The 15,025-nt window shown below is 56.5% G+C and carries 14 protein-coding genes; 3 read left to right on the forward strand and 11 right to left on the reverse strand.

Features of this window, described 5'->3' with window-relative positions; translation table 11 throughout:
- Positions 1-136: 136 nt before the first annotated feature.
- Genes TU80_RS24855 through TU80_RS24865 form a run of 3 tightly spaced genes read right to left on the reverse strand, consistent with a single transcriptional unit; the run spans position 137 to position 4,323 of the window.
- Positions 137-1,201: a lipocalin-like domain-containing protein gene (locus TU80_RS24855; RefSeq protein WP_057005612.1), complete on the reverse strand. Its 1,065-nt coding sequence runs from the start codon at positions 1,199-1,201 to the stop codon at positions 137-139.
- Complete coding sequence (locus tag TU80_RS24860) at positions 1,191-3,653, reverse strand: ABC transporter permease (RefSeq protein ID WP_057005613.1); 2,463 nt, start codon at positions 3,651-3,653, stop codon at positions 1,191-1,193. Before TU80_RS24860 ends, TU80_RS24855 begins: the two co-directional genes overlap by 11 nt.
- A gap of 1 nt (position 3,654) precedes the next feature.
- Positions 3,655-4,323 carry an ABC transporter ATP-binding protein gene (locus TU80_RS24865; RefSeq protein WP_057005614.1) on the reverse strand — a complete coding sequence of 223 codons (669 nt, stop codon included), beginning with the start codon at positions 4,321-4,323 and terminating at the stop codon, positions 3,655-3,657.
- A gap of 278 nt (positions 4,324-4,601) precedes the next feature.
- Between TU80_RS24865 and pmrG the strand changes: the two genes are divergently transcribed.
- From pmrG to TU80_RS24880, 3 genes are all read left to right on the forward strand, one after another.
- Positions 4,602-5,282: a lipopolysaccharide core heptose(II)-phosphate phosphatase PmrG gene (gene pmrG, locus TU80_RS24870; RefSeq protein WP_057005615.1), complete on the forward strand. Its 681-nt coding sequence runs from the start codon at positions 4,602-4,604 to the stop codon at positions 5,280-5,282.
- A 186-nt stretch (positions 5,283-5,468) separates the two neighbouring features.
- Positions 5,469-7,124, forward strand: coding sequence for a lipid IV(A) 4-amino-4-deoxy-L-arabinosyltransferase (arnT, locus tag TU80_RS24875; RefSeq protein ID WP_057005616.1), 1,656 nt, complete (start codon positions 5,469-5,471; stop codon positions 7,122-7,124).
- Positions 7,125-7,133: 9 nt separating this feature from the next.
- On the forward strand, positions 7,134-8,651 hold the full coding sequence (locus tag TU80_RS24880) for an ArnT family glycosyltransferase (protein WP_046382776.1): 1,518 nt from the start codon (positions 7,134-7,136) through the stop codon (positions 8,649-8,651).
- Positions 8,652-8,674: 23 nt separating this feature from the next.
- On the opposite strand, the gene TU80_RS24885 is transcribed toward TU80_RS24880, so the two are convergent.
- The 8 genes from TU80_RS24885 to TU80_RS24915 form a co-directional block, all read right to left on the reverse strand.
- A complete protein-coding gene (locus tag TU80_RS24885; RefSeq protein WP_017847537.1) occupies positions 8,675-9,388 on the reverse strand; it encodes an AAA family ATPase in 714 nt (237 codons plus the stop codon).
- Positions 9,388-10,131: a hypothetical protein gene (locus TU80_RS24890; protein WP_057005617.1), complete on the reverse strand. Its 744-nt coding sequence runs from the start codon at positions 10,129-10,131 to the stop codon at positions 9,388-9,390. Before TU80_RS24890 ends, TU80_RS24885 begins: the two co-directional genes overlap by 1 nt.
- 8 nt (positions 10,132-10,139) lie before the next feature.
- On the reverse strand, positions 10,140-11,342 hold the full coding sequence (locus TU80_RS32020; RefSeq protein ID WP_169796395.1) for a YcaO-like family protein: 1,203 nt from the start codon (positions 11,340-11,342) through the stop codon (positions 10,140-10,142).
- Entirely contained in the window at positions 11,329-12,135 is an 807-nt protein-coding gene (locus TU80_RS24900; protein ID WP_046490599.1) for a SagB/ThcOx family dehydrogenase, read from the reverse strand. Before TU80_RS24900 ends, TU80_RS32020 begins: the two co-directional genes overlap by 14 nt.
- Entirely contained in the window at positions 12,132-12,992 is an 861-nt protein-coding gene (locus TU80_RS24905; RefSeq protein ID WP_234427198.1) for an McbB family protein, read from the reverse strand. The genes TU80_RS24900 and TU80_RS24905 overlap by 4 nt, the downstream gene beginning before the upstream one ends.
- 91 nt (positions 12,993-13,083) lie before the next feature.
- Positions 13,084-13,218 (reverse strand): hypothetical protein, encoded by a 135-nt coding sequence (locus tag TU80_RS33745; RefSeq protein ID WP_256351058.1) that lies wholly within the window; start codon positions 13,216-13,218, stop codon positions 13,084-13,086.
- A 477-nt stretch (positions 13,219-13,695) separates the two neighbouring features.
- Positions 13,696-13,986 (reverse strand): hypothetical protein, encoded by a 291-nt coding sequence (locus tag TU80_RS24910; RefSeq protein ID WP_017847544.1) that lies wholly within the window; start codon positions 13,984-13,986, stop codon positions 13,696-13,698.
- Between the two features lie 42 nt (positions 13,987-14,028).
- A complete protein-coding gene (locus TU80_RS24915; RefSeq protein ID WP_057005619.1) occupies positions 14,029-14,961 on the reverse strand; it encodes a pyridoxamine 5'-phosphate oxidase family protein in 933 nt (310 codons plus the stop codon).
- Positions 14,962-15,025: the final 64 nt, after the last annotated feature.

A 15,025-nucleotide genomic window follows, 5' to 3' on the forward strand; every position in this document is an offset into this window, starting at 1 on the left:
GCCTTACATCCTTGATGCGATGAAGTTGGCGTCGAAATATAAGCAAGCAAACACCGCCCCGGCACAAGTCCGAGGGGGCTAAATCACATTTGGGAAGTTGCCTACGCAGAAGACGATAAGCACCTACAGAAAAGTGCTAATACCCGGTCATCTCCAGATACCCAACCCCGCCTTCAAACTGCACCGGTCCTTCCCAGTACGGAATATTCAGGTTCATCCAGGCCTTCGGGTTGACGGCATCGGTGGTGATATCCAACTGCTTGCCGGGAATTTTCAGCGACCAGCGTGTGGGGATACTTCGCCCGTCGATGTCAGTGCTGGCCAGTGGCGTAAGTTGGATATCGGCGTTGTGCAGGGTTTGGGTATGGCCCTCGCGGTCGATCCAGGTGCCGGTGAGATAACCCGTGCCGTCCTTTTGCCTTACGCGAAACAGCATCAACTGCTCGCCACGGTCCAGGTGCAGGGAAAACCAGTCCCAGCCGGTCTGGCCGGCGGCCAGGGGTTGGCTGCTCCACTCGCGGTCGAGCCAGGCCGGGCCCGTGACCTGGTAGACCTTGCCGTCGAGGCTGACGCTGCCGTTGGCGGTGAAAAACGGCTGGCTGTAGTAGTACGAGGCCTGGCCTTGGTCGGACTTGCGGCTGTAGCCGTTGTCACCTTGCAGCACCAACGGGCGACTGGACGTCAGTTGCAAGTCGTAGGCGAATTGCGGACCGCTGGCCTTGAGCTGCATGTCCGCCAAAGGGCCGGCGGCGCCTGGGCGGGTGGCGAAGCTCCAGTCATCGATCCACGCACTGAACGGCGCGGCCTGGGCCCCGGCCTGGCCGACGCCGCCACGGGCGTAGCGCTCGACGGCGTAGTGCCGGGTGGCCGAGGTGACGGCGGCGTGGCCGAGCCAGATCGTTGAGTCGTGCCAGCCCGGTTGCGTCGGCCCGGCCTTGAGGGCATTGCGAAACAAGGTCCATTGCACGCCGAACACATGGCCCTGGGCGTCTTGCAGGTTGGCGGTGACGTACCACCACTCGATGCGAAAACCGGCGTGAGGGCCGTGGTCCTCGGGAAAAGCGAAGACCTTGCCGGGCGCCACCTGGGCAAAATCCGCCGCATCACTGCCCAGGCCGGCGAAACTTTCCTCGGGCGCGGGGGCTTTGTCACAGCCGCTCACCAGCAACAGAGCGAGGCACAGCAGCGCCTTAATCTTCATGGGCAAACGTCCTCAACAAATCCGCCGGGCGACTGCGGTACAACTGCCACAACGGCCATGCCGACGCCAGCAACGTGGCCAGCAACGCCAGCCCCAGTAGTTGCGCCAGCTGCCAGGGAAAAACATGCAACGGCAGGCGCCAGCCAAATGCCTGCACATTGATCACCGCATCCAGGCACCACGCCAACAGCAACCCCAAGGGCAACGCCAGCAGCAGCGTCAGCACCGCGAGCAGCCAGGTCTGTCCCAGGTTGAGCAGCATCAATTGCCGGCGCGTCACGCCCAATGCCCACAGCGGGGCGAGTTGGCCGAGGCGGCTTTGGCTCTGGGTCAGCAGGCTGATGAACAGCGCCACGCCCGCCACGCCCAGCGTCAGGCTGTTCAAGGCGGCGGTGGCGGCAAAGGTGCGTTCGAACACTTGGCTTGACCAGCCCTTGAGGGTCTGTTGGTCAACGATACGGCTGTCGTCCAGGGTGAACTCGCGCTGCACCTCATGCACCAGCGGCGCCACGTTTTGCGGCAGTACGCGCAGGTTGAAGCGAGCCGGCGACAGCGTCGGCCAATGCGCCAACAGGTGCTGTGCATTGACCAGCACGTGGCCCTTGGGGTTGCCATAGTCGGCGTAGATCCCCACCACCTGGGGCGACCACACACCGTCGGGCGTGGGGATGTTGACGGCGTCGCCCACTTGCACATTCAAGCGCCGCGCCAGTTGCTCGCTGAGCATCAGCGTGTCACTGCGCAGCAACTGGTCCCACGGCGCGCTCACGGCTTCGAGCAACGGCCAATGCTGGCGATAGGTCGGCGCGTCGACCACGCCAAACACATCCGCCGGCCAGCCCTGTAATTGCACGGCGACCTGCCAGGTGGGCAGCACCGCCTGCACCAGCGGTTGTTGCGTGAGCCAGGTATTCAACCGGTCGGCCTGGGCCGGGGTGCTTGGGTTGAGGTACAGCTCGGCGGTGAGGCGTTGTTCCAGCCAATTGCTGAAGGTCAGGCGAAAACCCGAGGTCATGGAACCCGCGCCGATGTTGGCCGCCAGCGCCAACAGCAACGCCATCAGCGCCAGGCTCAAGGCCGGCAACTGTTGGCGGCAGTCGGCGAGAAACCACTGCCCGAGCACCGAGCGGCTGCGTCCCAGCAGCGCTTTCAACAGCGCATTGAGCAGCACCGGCAGCCCCAACGCGGCACCGAGCAGCAAGGCCGCCATCAGCACAAATCCGGCAGCCAGACTGTTGCCCCACCATAGCGCCAACAGTGCGATCAGCAACGCCGCACTCGCCACCCGGCCCTGACGCCGCAACCAGCGCCCATGGGCCTCATGCCAGGCCTGGGGGTTGGCCAGCGCCAGCAACGGCAAGCGCGCCGCGCGCCACACACTGCCGGCCCCGGCGAGCAACGCCCCGAGCAGGCTCAGGCCCAACCCGGCGAGCCACCACCACGGGCTGAGGCTCAACTGCCCCGGCACTTCAGCGCCGTACAGGCCGCGCAGGCTGGCGGCCACATCCGGCAGCAAGACACTGGCGAGCACATAGCCGCTGGCGACACCGAGCACACCGCCAAGCAGGGCCAGGGCGCCCAGTTCCATGCCCAGGCCGAGGAGCAACATCCGCCCGCTGACCCCGCAAGCACGCAAGGTGCGCAGCAGCCCGCGCCGCTGTTCCAGGGCCAGGCCGATGGCGGCATGGACGATAAACAGCCCGACCACAAAGGATAAAAAACCCAGCGCATCCAGGTTCAGGTGAAAGCTTTCGGTGAGGCGCGCGAGGTTATTGTCCTGCGCCTGTTTGAGTTGCAGTCCGGCCGGCGGCGTGGGATGGGTGGCGGCGAACGATGTGTCGAGCAACAACCGCGACAGGCGCCCCGGCATGTCCAGCAACGGTTGGGCAAAACCGATGTCGGTCAGCAACAGGCCGGGGGCCATGTCCGCTTGAACCTGCAACGGCGGCAAGGCTTGCCCGCTGGCCGTCAGCGGCCGTTCACCGGCCTGCAACCCCAGTGCCTGCAAGGTGTGTGGGGCGATCCAGGTGCGCCCCGGCGGGTCGAAGAACGCGACCATTTGCGCCTGGCTCAAGCGCTGCCCCGCCACCGCGCCGCTGCCGGGCAGCGACACCGGATCGATGCCCATCAATTGCAGGCGCCGGTCCTCATGCCCCTTGAGCTGCACCCGCCCTTGCACCACCGGCGACACCGGCCAGCCGGCGCGGCGCAACTGGGCAAACAGCGCCTGGGGGAAGCTGGCACCGTCGGGCATGCTGAGGCTGGCCTGGGGTTCGCCGCCGATCAACTGACTGGCTCGGGCGTAGCTGTCCCGCGCCTGGCTGTTGAGCGCTTGCACCCCGGTCAGCAGCGCGGTGGCCAGCCACAGCCCGGTCAGCACACTGAAAAACTGCACGGGGTGGCGCCGCCAGTGGCTGAGCAACGCGCGTAAAGTCCAATAGAGCACCGCCATCTCAGCCGACGTCCGCAGGCAGGACGTGGCCGCGGTGCAACACCACCTGCCGGTCGAGCCGTGCGGCAATGCGCGGGCTGTGAGTGACCATCAACAAGCTGGTGGGGGTGTCGCGCAACAGGTCCAGCAGCAGTTGCAGCACTTCATCGCTGGTGGCCTCATCCAGATTGCCCGTCGGTTCGTCCGCCAGCAGCAAGCCGGGTCGAGACGCCAGCGCCCGCCCCACCGCCACCCGTTGCTGCTGGCCGCCGGAGAGTTGTTCCGGGTAGCGCTTGAGCAGATCCCCCAGGCCCAGACGCTCGACCAACTGCGCTTGCCAGTGCGGATCAAAGCGCCCCGCCAGGCGCGCCTGGAACGCCAGGTTGTCGTCGACGCGCAAGCTGCCGATCAGGTTGAACTGCTGGAACACCAGGCCGATCTCAGTGCGCCGCCAATCGGCCAACTGCCGCTCGCTCATCTGATCCAGACGCTGCTCACCCACGCGGATACTGCCGCCGTCGACACGATCCAAGCCGGCCACCAGGTGCAGCAGCGTGCTTTTCCCGCTGCCGGACTCGCCCATCAGCGCCAGGCTGCCACCCTCCGCCAAGTGCAGATCAACCCCGGCCAATACCGTCAGCGGGCCCTGCGCAGTGACGTAGCATTTATGGACACCTTGCACCTGCAACATGGGAACGCTCGCTCGCCAATGGACTGCAATCGAGGATAACGGCTGACCGCCCTCGCCACGCAAATTTTTCACATACATTTCACCGGTTACCTACCGACCACCGAATAAAGTGCCGAACAAGCGCCAATAACGCTCAACTTATTAGTTGTCGGCACACATAACTTTTAACGCTCCAGTTTTCAGCAAAAAGACAGCAACCGTATGACAGGCTCTTGCTCCACTACGGGCACAGTCAAACGGTTGTGCCTGACTAATAAAAAGCTGCCTGACATCCCACGGTGAATAGTGTGGTTAACCTGACCCTGACCAAACCGCGTTCGTATCAAGCTCGGGCAAAACGCCTGAAAAAACTCTGGCTGGGCACGGCAGCGCTCGCCCTGTGCGGCACATTGCTGGCAGGTTTGCTGGCCTGGCCTGTATCGCCACCGGACCTGAGTACGGCCAATCGCCTGCTGACGTCAGGCCTGCTGGCCAATTGGCGCGACGGCAATCTGGTGGTGCTGGTCCGCCATGAAGAACGCTGCGACCGTTCCTCCAATCCTTGCTTCGGCCCCGCCGATGGCCTGACGATCAAAGGCACCCAACAGGCCGTCGAAATCGGCAAAGCCTTCAAAATACTGGGCATGGAGGGTACAGACGTGTTCAGCAGCCCGACCACCCGCACTGCCCAGACCTCGCTGTTCATGTTTGGCAAGACCGAACTGTCGCCAAGCCAGCTATCGATCTGCGGCGATGCCATGGGTGAGGAAATCCTCAGCCACAAGCAACCCGGGCACAACTTTATGCTGATTACCCACAGCGCCTGCATCAGCGACATCGAACGGGACCTCGGCTATCCTCACGCCAAATCCACCGAATACGGCAGCGCGTTATTCGTCAAGGTGCTGGGCAACGGCAAGCTCAAGGCCGTGGGCATTATAAACAGCGAAGACTGGCCAGAGGCGCTCAAGCAACTTTAGACACTTTTACCTACACAAGAGGCAGATGTTCAGCCAAACGACAGCCAACTTCTGGCATGTTTAACTGCGCCTGTTAGTTAAGGACGTCATGAATACTTTCAGCCCATTAGTGAACACTGTGACATTTTATCGCACTATTTCCTTACATCCTTTTCCTACACTTAAACGTCAAGGAGCGACGTTCGCATGACCCGATTCAAACCCCTTCCCTTACTGCTACTGGCCTTCGTCGCGTTTTATCTCCTACCCCTGGGCCTGCACGGTCTATGGATACCCGATGAAACCCGCTACGCCCAGATCAGCCAGGAAATGCTCATGAGCGGCAATTGGACCGCACCGCATTTCATGGGCGTGCGTTATTTTGAAAAACCCGCCGCCGGCTACTGGCTGATCGCCCTCGGTCAGGCGGTGTTCGGCCAGAACCTGTTCGGTGTGCGGATCGCCTCGGCGTTGACCAGCGGCCTGAGCGTGCTGCTGGCCTACCTGATCGCCCGCCGCCTGTGGAACGACCCGCGCAAAAGCTTCGCCTGCGCCCTGCTCTACTTGAGCTTCGGCCTGGTGGCGGGGCAAGCCGGCTACTCCAATCTTGATCCGCAGTTCACCTTCTGGGTCAACCTCAGCCTGGTGGCGCTGTGGTTTGCCCTCGACAGCCGTACCCCGCGAGCCCGACTCGGCGCTTGGGCCGTGCTGGGGCTCGCCTGCGCGATGGGCTTCATGACCAAGGGCTTCCTCGCGTGGCTGCTGCCGGTACTGATTGCGGTGCCTTATATGCTCTGGCAGCGGCGCCTGGGTGAGTTGCTGCGGTACGGCCCGCTGGCGATCGTCGTGGCAGTCCTGGTGTGCCTGCCGTGGGTGTGGGCGATCCATGTGCAGGAGCCTGACTACTGGAATTTCTTCTTCTGGCACGAGCACATCCGCCGTTTTGCTTCGGGCACTGCACAACATGCGCGGCCGTGGTGGTTCTTCCTGCCGATCATGGTCGTCGCGTGCCTGCCCTGGGCGGGGTTGCTACCAACCACACTGCACAAGACCTGGAAAGAAAAGCGCCAACCGGCGACGGCCTTTCTCGCCCTGTGGATGCTGCTGCCGCTGGGCTTCTTCAGCCTGAGCAGCGGCAAGCTGCCGACCTACATCATGCCGTGCCTGTTACCGCTGGCGTTGTTGATGGGGCATGCCTTGATCGATGTGATGCAGCAGGGCAAAACCCGCGCGATCTGCATCAACGGCCTGCTCAACTTCGTGCTCGGCATGGCCGCGATGGTGACGTTGATCTATCTGCAGATCGGCGACCCGCTGTACGGCAACAGCCACGCGGAGATGTTCAGCCTGTCGTTGACCTTCATTGTGCTGCTGGGCTGGGTGCTGACCAACCTGCTGCAAGCCTTTCGCCCGCTGACACTCTGGGCGACGCCGGTCCTGGGCATCGGCTTGCTGGTACTACTCCTGCCAGCGGGTATGCCGGCGCGGATATCGAATAACGAAATGCCCGATCAGTTCGTGCTTGAACACCTGGATGAACTGCAGCAAACCCAAGCACTGCTGAGCAACGAGTTAGGCTCGGCATCGGCGCTGGCGTGGCGCCTGAACCGGTCGGATGTCGCGTTTTATGACACCGAAGGCGAGCTGCAATATGGCCTGCAATACCCAGATACCGTACAGCGCAAGGTCGGGCTGGATGACGTCCAGTCGTGGCTGGCCGAAGCCCGCCGCCAAGGCGCGGTCGGGGTGCTGATGCGCGTCAGGAGCACCAGCGAACACCTTGAGGAAGGGCAACTGCCACCCGGCGGCAAGCGCTATCGCAAGGGCGACCTGGTGCTCACTATTTATCCAAAACTCCCCTAGGAACCGTCCATGAGTGTCTGGAAAACCGAACGTGGCGCCCTGCTGCTATTGCTGGGCGTGTCGGCCCTGCTCCTGCTGCTGGGCCTGGGCAGTCGCGACCTGTGGGGGCCCGAAACCCGTTGGGCGAACATCGTCGTGCAGATGCTGCAAAGCGGTGACTACTTCGATCCCTACCTCAAAGGCACGCCGTATTACGATAAGCCTTTGCCCTCCTACTGGCTGATCAGCGGGTTCGCCAACCTGATGGGCGGCCTGGGGCCGTGGTCGCTGCGCCTGTCGTCGGTGATTGCCGCATGGTTGAGCATCTGGCTGGTGTACCTGATCGGCGAGCGCCTGTTTCGCAAAGGCACCGGGCTGATTGCCGGGTGGATGCTCGCCACCACCTTCTACTTTCTGTTCTGGGCGCGCGTGGCCACGGCGGATGTGCTCACGGTGTGCGGTGTGCTGGCGGCGGTGTGGTGGTACTGGCGCGGGCCGGATGACACACGGCTGTGGCGCTACACGGTGTTTTTCCTGCTGTTGGCCGCGACCTCGCTGTTCAAGGGTTTGATCGGTTTTGTGCTGCCGGGCCTGGTGCTGCTGCCGCATCTGCTCAGCGAGCACCGCTACAAACGTCACCTCAACCTGCGCCTGGTGCTGGCCCTGTTGATTGCCGCCGGGTGCTATGCCATCCCCTTCGTGCTGTCGCACTTCTACGGAGCGCCGACCTACGGCGAAAGCGGCCTGGCCCTGGTATTCCGCGAAAACGTCGTGCGTTTCTTCGACCCCTTCGACCATATGGGGCCGATCTACACCTATCTGATCTACCTGCCCGCCTACACCCTGCCCTGGGCACCGTGCTGGTTGCTCGGCCTGTGGCTGGCCGTGCGGCATTGGCGCCAGACCCCGCCCAACGTGCGCTGGCTGGTATGGGGCCTGGGCCTGCTGTTCGTGTTCTTCACCGCCAGCGGCAGCCGCCGCAGTTACTACGTGCTGCCGCTGGTGCCATTTGCCCAGTTGCTGGGAGCCTGGTGGCTGAGCGAACGGCTGGCGAAAAAAACCGCCAGCTGGCCGCGCTGGCAGAAAGGCTTTGGCATTGCCGCCGCACTGATGCTGCTGGTGCTCGGCGTGGTGTACCCGTGGACCAACGGCAACGGCGGCGTGACGCGTTTCGTCGAGGACGTGCAAGCTCAAGCCGAGAAGACCGCGCCATGGAACCAATGGCAAATGGTGCTGGTGGAAGTCGATAACAAACTGCCGATGTACCTGCAAAACGGCGGTCAGCCGTTCTACTACGTCGCCGAAACCCAGGACTTCCCCCGCCAGGGCGACAGCGCTGCGTTCATGACCTGGCTGGAACACACCAGCGGCCGCCGCTTCGATCCGCAACACACGATTATCATCGCGCAGTACTCCAAGGACGATCCCACGCCCCTGGCCTACCTGGGCGCGGATCATCAGGTGATCACCACCCAGCCTGACAATGGCGAGCGGCTGTTTCACCAGCGTGCGGGGGGGAGCGTGGCGTTTATCCCGATGAGGAAATAACCGAGCTTAACGAATGCCTGCCTTTAACCTTTTGGCAGGCTCGCCGCATGAATAAATGCCTCATCCAAACTGGATGCACCATATGCGTTCATGAAACCCTGCGCATCAGTGAAGCGGTTGAAACGCTGCTGACTCAGCATGTAAAAGTCATCGCAGTGAGCAACGATCTCATCGACGTTATGCGATGAAACTAAAACAGCGACACCTTCTGCAGCAGCCCCCTCCAGGCATTTCCAGATGTGATAACGAAACTCAGGGTCGACACCTGCGGTGGGCTCATCCAGTATCACCAGATCTGCGTTAACGGAGAGTAGGGATAATGTAAAAAACCATCGCTTTTCTCCGTAACTGCAAAGGGACGATTTTTTCTTCCATATTTCACAATAGCGTTCAGCTATCCCCGGACTCCATTTCTCAATTTTTTCCAGCGCGTGCTTTTGTGTGACCTTTGTATCGGAGCAAAATAGCATCATCATCTTAAAAACATCAAACATACGCAGCACCGGCGGCGTAGCAATGATTTGCGATAGATAAAGCAGCCTTGAGAACGAATTAGATATCTCACCGGAGTTTATTTTTTTCAGACGACACACCGCATCAAAAAAAGTCGTTTTACCAGAACCATTAGGTCCTAACAGGCCTGAGATCGATCCAGCCTCGATCGTCAATGACGCGTTTTCAAACACGACATGACGCGCGTACTTGATACCAAGTGATTTTACGACAAGCCGCTTCATCAATAACGACTCCAAACTGGGTTAATGCGCAAAAAACGTAAGGTTGTCAAAAATGAAAGAATAAAAAAACACATAACCACTATAACAAGGAGTAAACATTCAGCGACACCGACCAATATAATCCGATTAGCCCACCACATCGGATTGAGAAACCTAATCACTTCAAATAGCGGGTGAGACGAATTCATACCGACAATTCCGAGTGCCAGCATCAGGAAAGACAATATAGAGAACAGCGTGTTGGCATTTTGAAAGCCTATCGGAATCAACGTCAACAGAAGCGAGGGAATGGAAAACAGGAGAAAGCATATATAGAACCTTGCAAGAACAGTAAGAAACTCAGCCACCTCCATCACACCAAAGTAATTTCGCGTAAACACATAAAAAGCTGAGCAATAGACAATTGACATAACAGAATAGGCAAAAAATTGCCCGACAAGAAAGACAGCCTTTGTACGCCAGGTATATACGAAAGACCTTAGAAAGCCACTCTCTCTTCTCCCCACTATATAAAAAGCCAAGCCAAAGAGAGCAACACTCGACGATACGAACGCATAAAACCACGAGGTACTATCCAGATAACTTTTAGGCACTTCGCCACCACCCGCCCTAGCATAGCTTATCAAATAGAAAGTTACCGCAGGAGATATAACAATCCAAAACAGGGCGACGGGCTCCTTTAACTGCTCTTTAATAAATAGTCCCGCCAACAAAAACGGCTTATACAAAGGGTAGTATTTCATCACTCACCTCAGGGAAACGGCACCATTTTCTCCAAGCGTGACTGCAGTATCGCGCCCGCAAATTCCTTGGAGTACTTATTGCTCAAATTTATATTTTGCGAGTTATTCATATGAAGAAAAAGATCAGGCGAAACATATTTACTAAAAACACAGCCGATACCATTAACCATCGAACGCCTTACATAAAAATAACCTAAAACACCCTGTTCATTTAACGCAGACAAAAAACCGGACAACGTAAACTCCACCGGCGATACCGACCTCTTTCCGTCAGCAACAACCTGAACATCAATAATTTCCTGATACGTTTTATATAAATTACATTCTAAAAAATATCGTAAATAATAGTCCTCAATCCGTTTCTCATCAGAATCAACAGACTTAAACAAATCCATAAATCGATAAGTTTGCCAAAGCTCCAGTATTGATTTTTCAAGCGCATCACTAACCGTCGCCGAATAGGACATTCCTGCGCAATAATTCACATGATGATTTTCCTTGCTTTGGCCATACACAACCAATATGCAAACACCCGGAAATCTAGCATCAGAAATATCAAACGCCGAGATCTCACCCGCAGAAATAAGAGCATGATATAAGTGCCTTATTTTTTTGCGCGACAATAGCTCTAACGCTCGATCAGTGGACACTACGGAGCGACATTTTTTCGTCAACCAAAACCTTACAAGGAATTGCCGCTCAAGATACTCCTTCACGGCGCCTAAAAAAGCTAAATTGGGGCACCAATGGAAACTGCACCCACAGGTATCTCTCAGCGGATAAATAAAATTATCATCATCAAGACCATATGAAGAAAGAGAAATACAGACTGTGGGAATCAAGCACATAGAGAAATCTAGAGCTCTCACAACCTTACTTAAAGTAAACTTATGCTCCTCAACCTCCCTAATAGAAACCTTTCTAGATGCCGTCTGAATAAACGCACGGGCAAAGCTATTAACTTCTGCGCCCGTCAATGACTCACTGAGAAAACCATACTTACTCGAAAGAATTTCTCTATAAAAATGACGACGTTCAAAATATTCACCTAAGGCAGTTTTGATTGAATTCGAACCTCCACCCACGCCGGACCCATTTACCGATAGCGCATCAGATACTTCTACAGAGTGTGGTAACGCGAGCAATCCTGCGGGCTGAAACAGCAATGAACCAGGCAGGTCTGGCTTCTGCATTAAATTAATAACTTTCATGCTGCCTGCCTATAAAATGAACACACATAGGAAAGAACAGGGCTGGATTCAACCCTAGCACCTTACAAAGCATAGAATCTGTATACGCAGACCAGAGTCGGCATGCCAGTCCCAGAGATTTAGCTTGGAGTTCCACCAGCATGTAAATTGAGCCAATTTCCATCAGCGCCATTCGGTAGCCACGATACCGGTACTTGAACAAGTTCTTCGGCATATAGGCAACGTAAATCAGAGCCAAACTGGGGCTGCCAATATCATTGGGTGGAGTCAGGATGGCCGCTTTGAGTTTTTCAAGATCAGTCTCAACCTGCATCACTTCAAACCTTCTAGACTTTGGAAGTAAATGCAGAATCTTTCCCGCACCCGGCCAGGTACTACATTCATTAGAAAGAGAACAAAGAAAAACTTCGGCCGGGTAAAGCGCCCCACCACTTGGATAGCCCCTCTTGTAAGATTCCGTATTCATTGATAGCAATGGACTAACCAACTTTTCGACATCTGCAAACTCCAACTCTCCTGGCACAAATCTCTCACAAGACTCATTTCGGCATAGCAGCCCTTTCCTGTGTTCATCGGAGAGCTTTAGTTCAACCGTCAAATCCATGTCAGGATAGAGAACCAATTCGTTCCCTGTTAATTGTGCAAGATGCCCCTCATCCAGAAAATGCAAGCTGGTGTGATGTTGAAATGCCTTATGGAGAGTAAAATTACCCTTACTATGAAATTCAAGTACCTCTTCATAGACCGACGCATCTATAAACCTGAGATAATAATCATGCGGGACTTTTTTCATATTTCCGCCCCCAAACAATCACACATATACCAGTGCGAGTTCGGCTCTTCAAAAATCCTACCATCACTTAACTGGAGGTATGTCGCATACAGAATATTATCCTGATACTTGCGCACCATGCCAACATCAGTAAAAAACTTAACGTTCCTGACTATAGCACCGATCACAATCAATTCTTGATAAAGACTTAATGCCTTGAAAGGCACACTGACATGCTTTCCTTTACAAAATGCCAGAACGCTTGCCCAGTTATTTTTAGAATGCGTAACAGACTCATTATTGACCAGCCTGTCAACGGTGCAAAAATGGCAAGGGTTTCCGATTTCTGCAATATATGGCTGTCCTATACAAAAAAAACCACCCATCGGCCAACAAACGCTAATAGCACTTTGTGGCGAAGCTTTCGCCAAATCAAAATGTAGCTTCTTTATAGAATCATATTCATAACCATAACATATCAACACCACAAAACATCTGCCGCCTCTAACGAACTCAACGACGTCGTTTGAAAACTCTTTGAACTCTAAAACCCCAGAAAACTCCTGCCTAAAAACATCCTCAAAAAAGCCTTTCCTCCCCAAAGAGTGCACAACCACTGTCTTTTCAAAATATAATTCCTCAACAGCGCCAAAAGGAATGATCCCCTTCAAAAATTCAAACGCACTGTTGGCCTCCAGACCATTTTCAGAAAGTACCTCGTCCACATCGTCCTTGGTCATAACACTCGACAGTTTAAGCTGCCGAAGTGCTTTCAGCAGCGGTTGCGAGTGCACCTTTGAAACACCCATATCAGAGATAATTAAGCTTTCCGTTTCAAAATTCAAAATTTCATAGTTAGGTATGGTTATATTCATCATGCATTCCCCTGTAGAGGTTTTCTAGCCTCCGCCGGAAAACCTCGTTAAGTGGGTGATGGTTAAATTTACTCACTCGTTGGTTGTTGCTCGGTTATTGAATTGTGACCACACCCACCACTACCGCCGTTGCATCCACCGCCGCCGCCACATCCACCGCTTCCGCCGCACCCACCTTGGCTTCCTGATGCGCCGGCGTTACCTGCATACGGATTGAACCCGTACTCATTATCAAAACTAAAAAACAGCTCTCCAAACTCTTCACTTTTCATCTCAATTCTCCTGAGTCCACACAGACACTATCTTTGCCCACTTATAAACAAGTGACGATAGCAATCTAGCTTTTCTGGAAAAAAATGCAATTTTTGCATACCTTATAATGTAGGAAAATTTACCAACGACTTTAGGAAAGTTCCTTCATAAAAATCAGAAAACAAATAACTCTATGTAAGATAAAAAATCTCCACCCACGCTAAACAGGAACACTTAACCCTCGCAGAATTAATACCTTACGAAGCTTCAACCTGCACATATAACTTTTATTTTAATCCAGGAAGAGCGTGTAGGACGCAGAACACATTCAAAGAAACTTATAAGAGAATCCGACATACGGTCTAACTTCAACTATTCGCCATATGTTCTTAGAGGAAAGGTCTGCGCGTTTTTTGCTGATCGAGCCGGGATTCGGGCGGCGGAATAGAGACGCTCATCGGCGCTTTCCATTATGTTGCAGGGAAAACTCGGTGGTGGTGTCGATACTCTGGGACAAGGGCAGCAAAAACAGCGTCGCCGTACTCAGCAGAATTACCGGGAAAGATGGCAAATCGCGCTGGCTATTGAAGCGGATCAACACCGAATAATCCCCTGCCTTGCCCCGGCCGGTTTCGACACTGTGAAACACCCCGGTTTCGCGTAACCGGTTACGAATTTGCGCGGCATTCAGCGAGTCGTCGACCATGACATGGATCGGCTTGAGGTAGTCCTGACCGTCGGGCAACGTCCGCTCGGGCAGGGTATTGGTGGCCGCACAGCCAGTGCCCTACCAACGCCCCGTCGCCAGGCTGTACGGCGAAAACTCCGCAAACCGCCACCTCAACGCCAACGCCGCCGGGCGGCGGACCACCTGTTCCACCGTGACCGTCCACAACCGCTGCGCGCCCTCGAACCGCGCCACCTCGGGGCCGTTGAGGATCAACGAAGTGTGCCCGGCCAGGTGCATCACGTCGCCCGATGCAAAGTCGATGAACAACAACCCCGCCACCGGGTTGGCGTGCAGGTTGCCCAGGGTGTTGAAGAACAGGTTGCCGGCAAAGTCGGGGATGGTCAGCACGTCGCCCTCCACGCGCACGAAGCCGCGGTTGCCGCCGCGATGGGAGACGTCCACCGAGCGTTCGCCGTCGATGTCCACATAGCTGGCGACGAAGAACGTGTCGGCGTTGCGGATCATTACGCGCGCGGCGTCATCCAGGCGGCTGCTGCGCTCGGCCACGCCCCCGGGTTGGCGGGCGATCCCATCGACAGGGCGCAGTTGGATGTATTTGGGGCAATTGCCGAAGGTCTGGACCACATCGACCGCAAACCCCTCGGCATCCAGCGCGCCGACCCGGCCATTCAGGCGATTGCGGCGGCGCGTGTCGAGGTCGATGCCGAGCAAGCCGACGGCGGCCCCTGGCTGCAGGGCGGAGCGCGCCGGGTCGCCGCTGCCGGGCAGGCTGTCGATCTGTAAGGTGTGCGGGTCGGGTGAATGGGCAAACCCCGGCGCGCCTTCGATCATCGTCGCCCAGGGCATGCCGTGCGCGTCCACCACGCCGAGCATCAGGTACGGCAACAGCGGATAGAACCCCCGGTGTTGCTCGGGCAGATGATCGCGGATCACCTTGGCGCCAATCATGTCCATACGCTCGGCGGCGCCGGCGCTGGCTTGCATCTGCCGTTCGCCGGCGTGCCAGGGGGAGTGTTCGATCAGGTTCATGGCGATCACCTCGTGTCAGATAGCCAGATGCTGCGCCCCGCCACGCGGCGAGAGAATACCCACG

It is taken from the genome of Pseudomonas veronii (assembly GCF_001439695.1).
GTDB lineage: Bacteria > Pseudomonadota > Gammaproteobacteria > Pseudomonadales > Pseudomonadaceae > Aquipseudomonas > Aquipseudomonas veronii.

What these genes read in the sequence shown, in the direction of transcription:
- TU80_RS24855 (WP_057005612.1), bottom strand. Translation starts at nt 1,201, where the DNA reads ATGAAGATTAAGGCGCTGCTGTGCCTCGCTCTGTTGCTGGTGAGCGGC.
- TU80_RS24860 (WP_057005613.1), bottom strand. Translation starts at nt 3,653, where the DNA reads ATGGCGGTGCTCTATTGGACTTTACGCGCGTTGCTCAGCCACTGGCGG.
- TU80_RS24865 (WP_057005614.1), bottom strand. Translation starts at nt 4,323, where the DNA reads ATGTTGCAGGTGCAAGGTGTCCATAAATGCTACGTCACTGCGCAGGGC.
- arnT (WP_057005616.1), top strand. Translation starts at nt 5,469, where the DNA reads ATGACCCGATTCAAACCCCTTCCCTTACTGCTACTGGCCTTCGTCGCG.
- TU80_RS24880 (WP_046382776.1), top strand. Translation starts at nt 7,134, where the DNA reads ATGAGTGTCTGGAAAACCGAACGTGGCGCCCTGCTGCTATTGCTGGGC.
- TU80_RS24885 (WP_017847537.1), bottom strand. Translation starts at nt 9,388, where the DNA reads ATGAAGCGGCTTGTCGTAAAATCACTTGGTATCAAGTACGCGCGTCAT.
- TU80_RS24890 (WP_057005617.1), bottom strand. Translation starts at nt 10,131, where the DNA reads ATGAAATACTACCCTTTGTATAAGCCGTTTTTGTTGGCGGGACTATTT.
- TU80_RS32020 (WP_169796395.1), bottom strand. Translation starts at nt 11,342, where the DNA reads ATGAAAGTTATTAATTTAATGCAGAAGCCAGACCTGCCTGGTTCATTG.
- TU80_RS24900 (WP_046490599.1), bottom strand. Translation starts at nt 12,135, where the DNA reads ATGAAAAAAGTCCCGCATGATTATTATCTCAGGTTTATAGATGCGTCG.
- TU80_RS24905 (WP_234427198.1), bottom strand. Translation starts at nt 12,992, where the DNA reads ATGATGAATATAACCATACCTAACTATGAAATTTTGAATTTTGAAACG.
- TU80_RS33745 (WP_256351058.1), bottom strand. Translation starts at nt 13,218, where the DNA reads ATGAGTACGGGTTCAATCCGTATGCAGGTAACGCCGGCGCATCAGGAA.
- TU80_RS24915 (WP_057005619.1), bottom strand. Translation starts at nt 14,961, where the DNA reads ATGAACCTGATCGAACACTCCCCCTGGCACGCCGGCGAACGGCAGATG.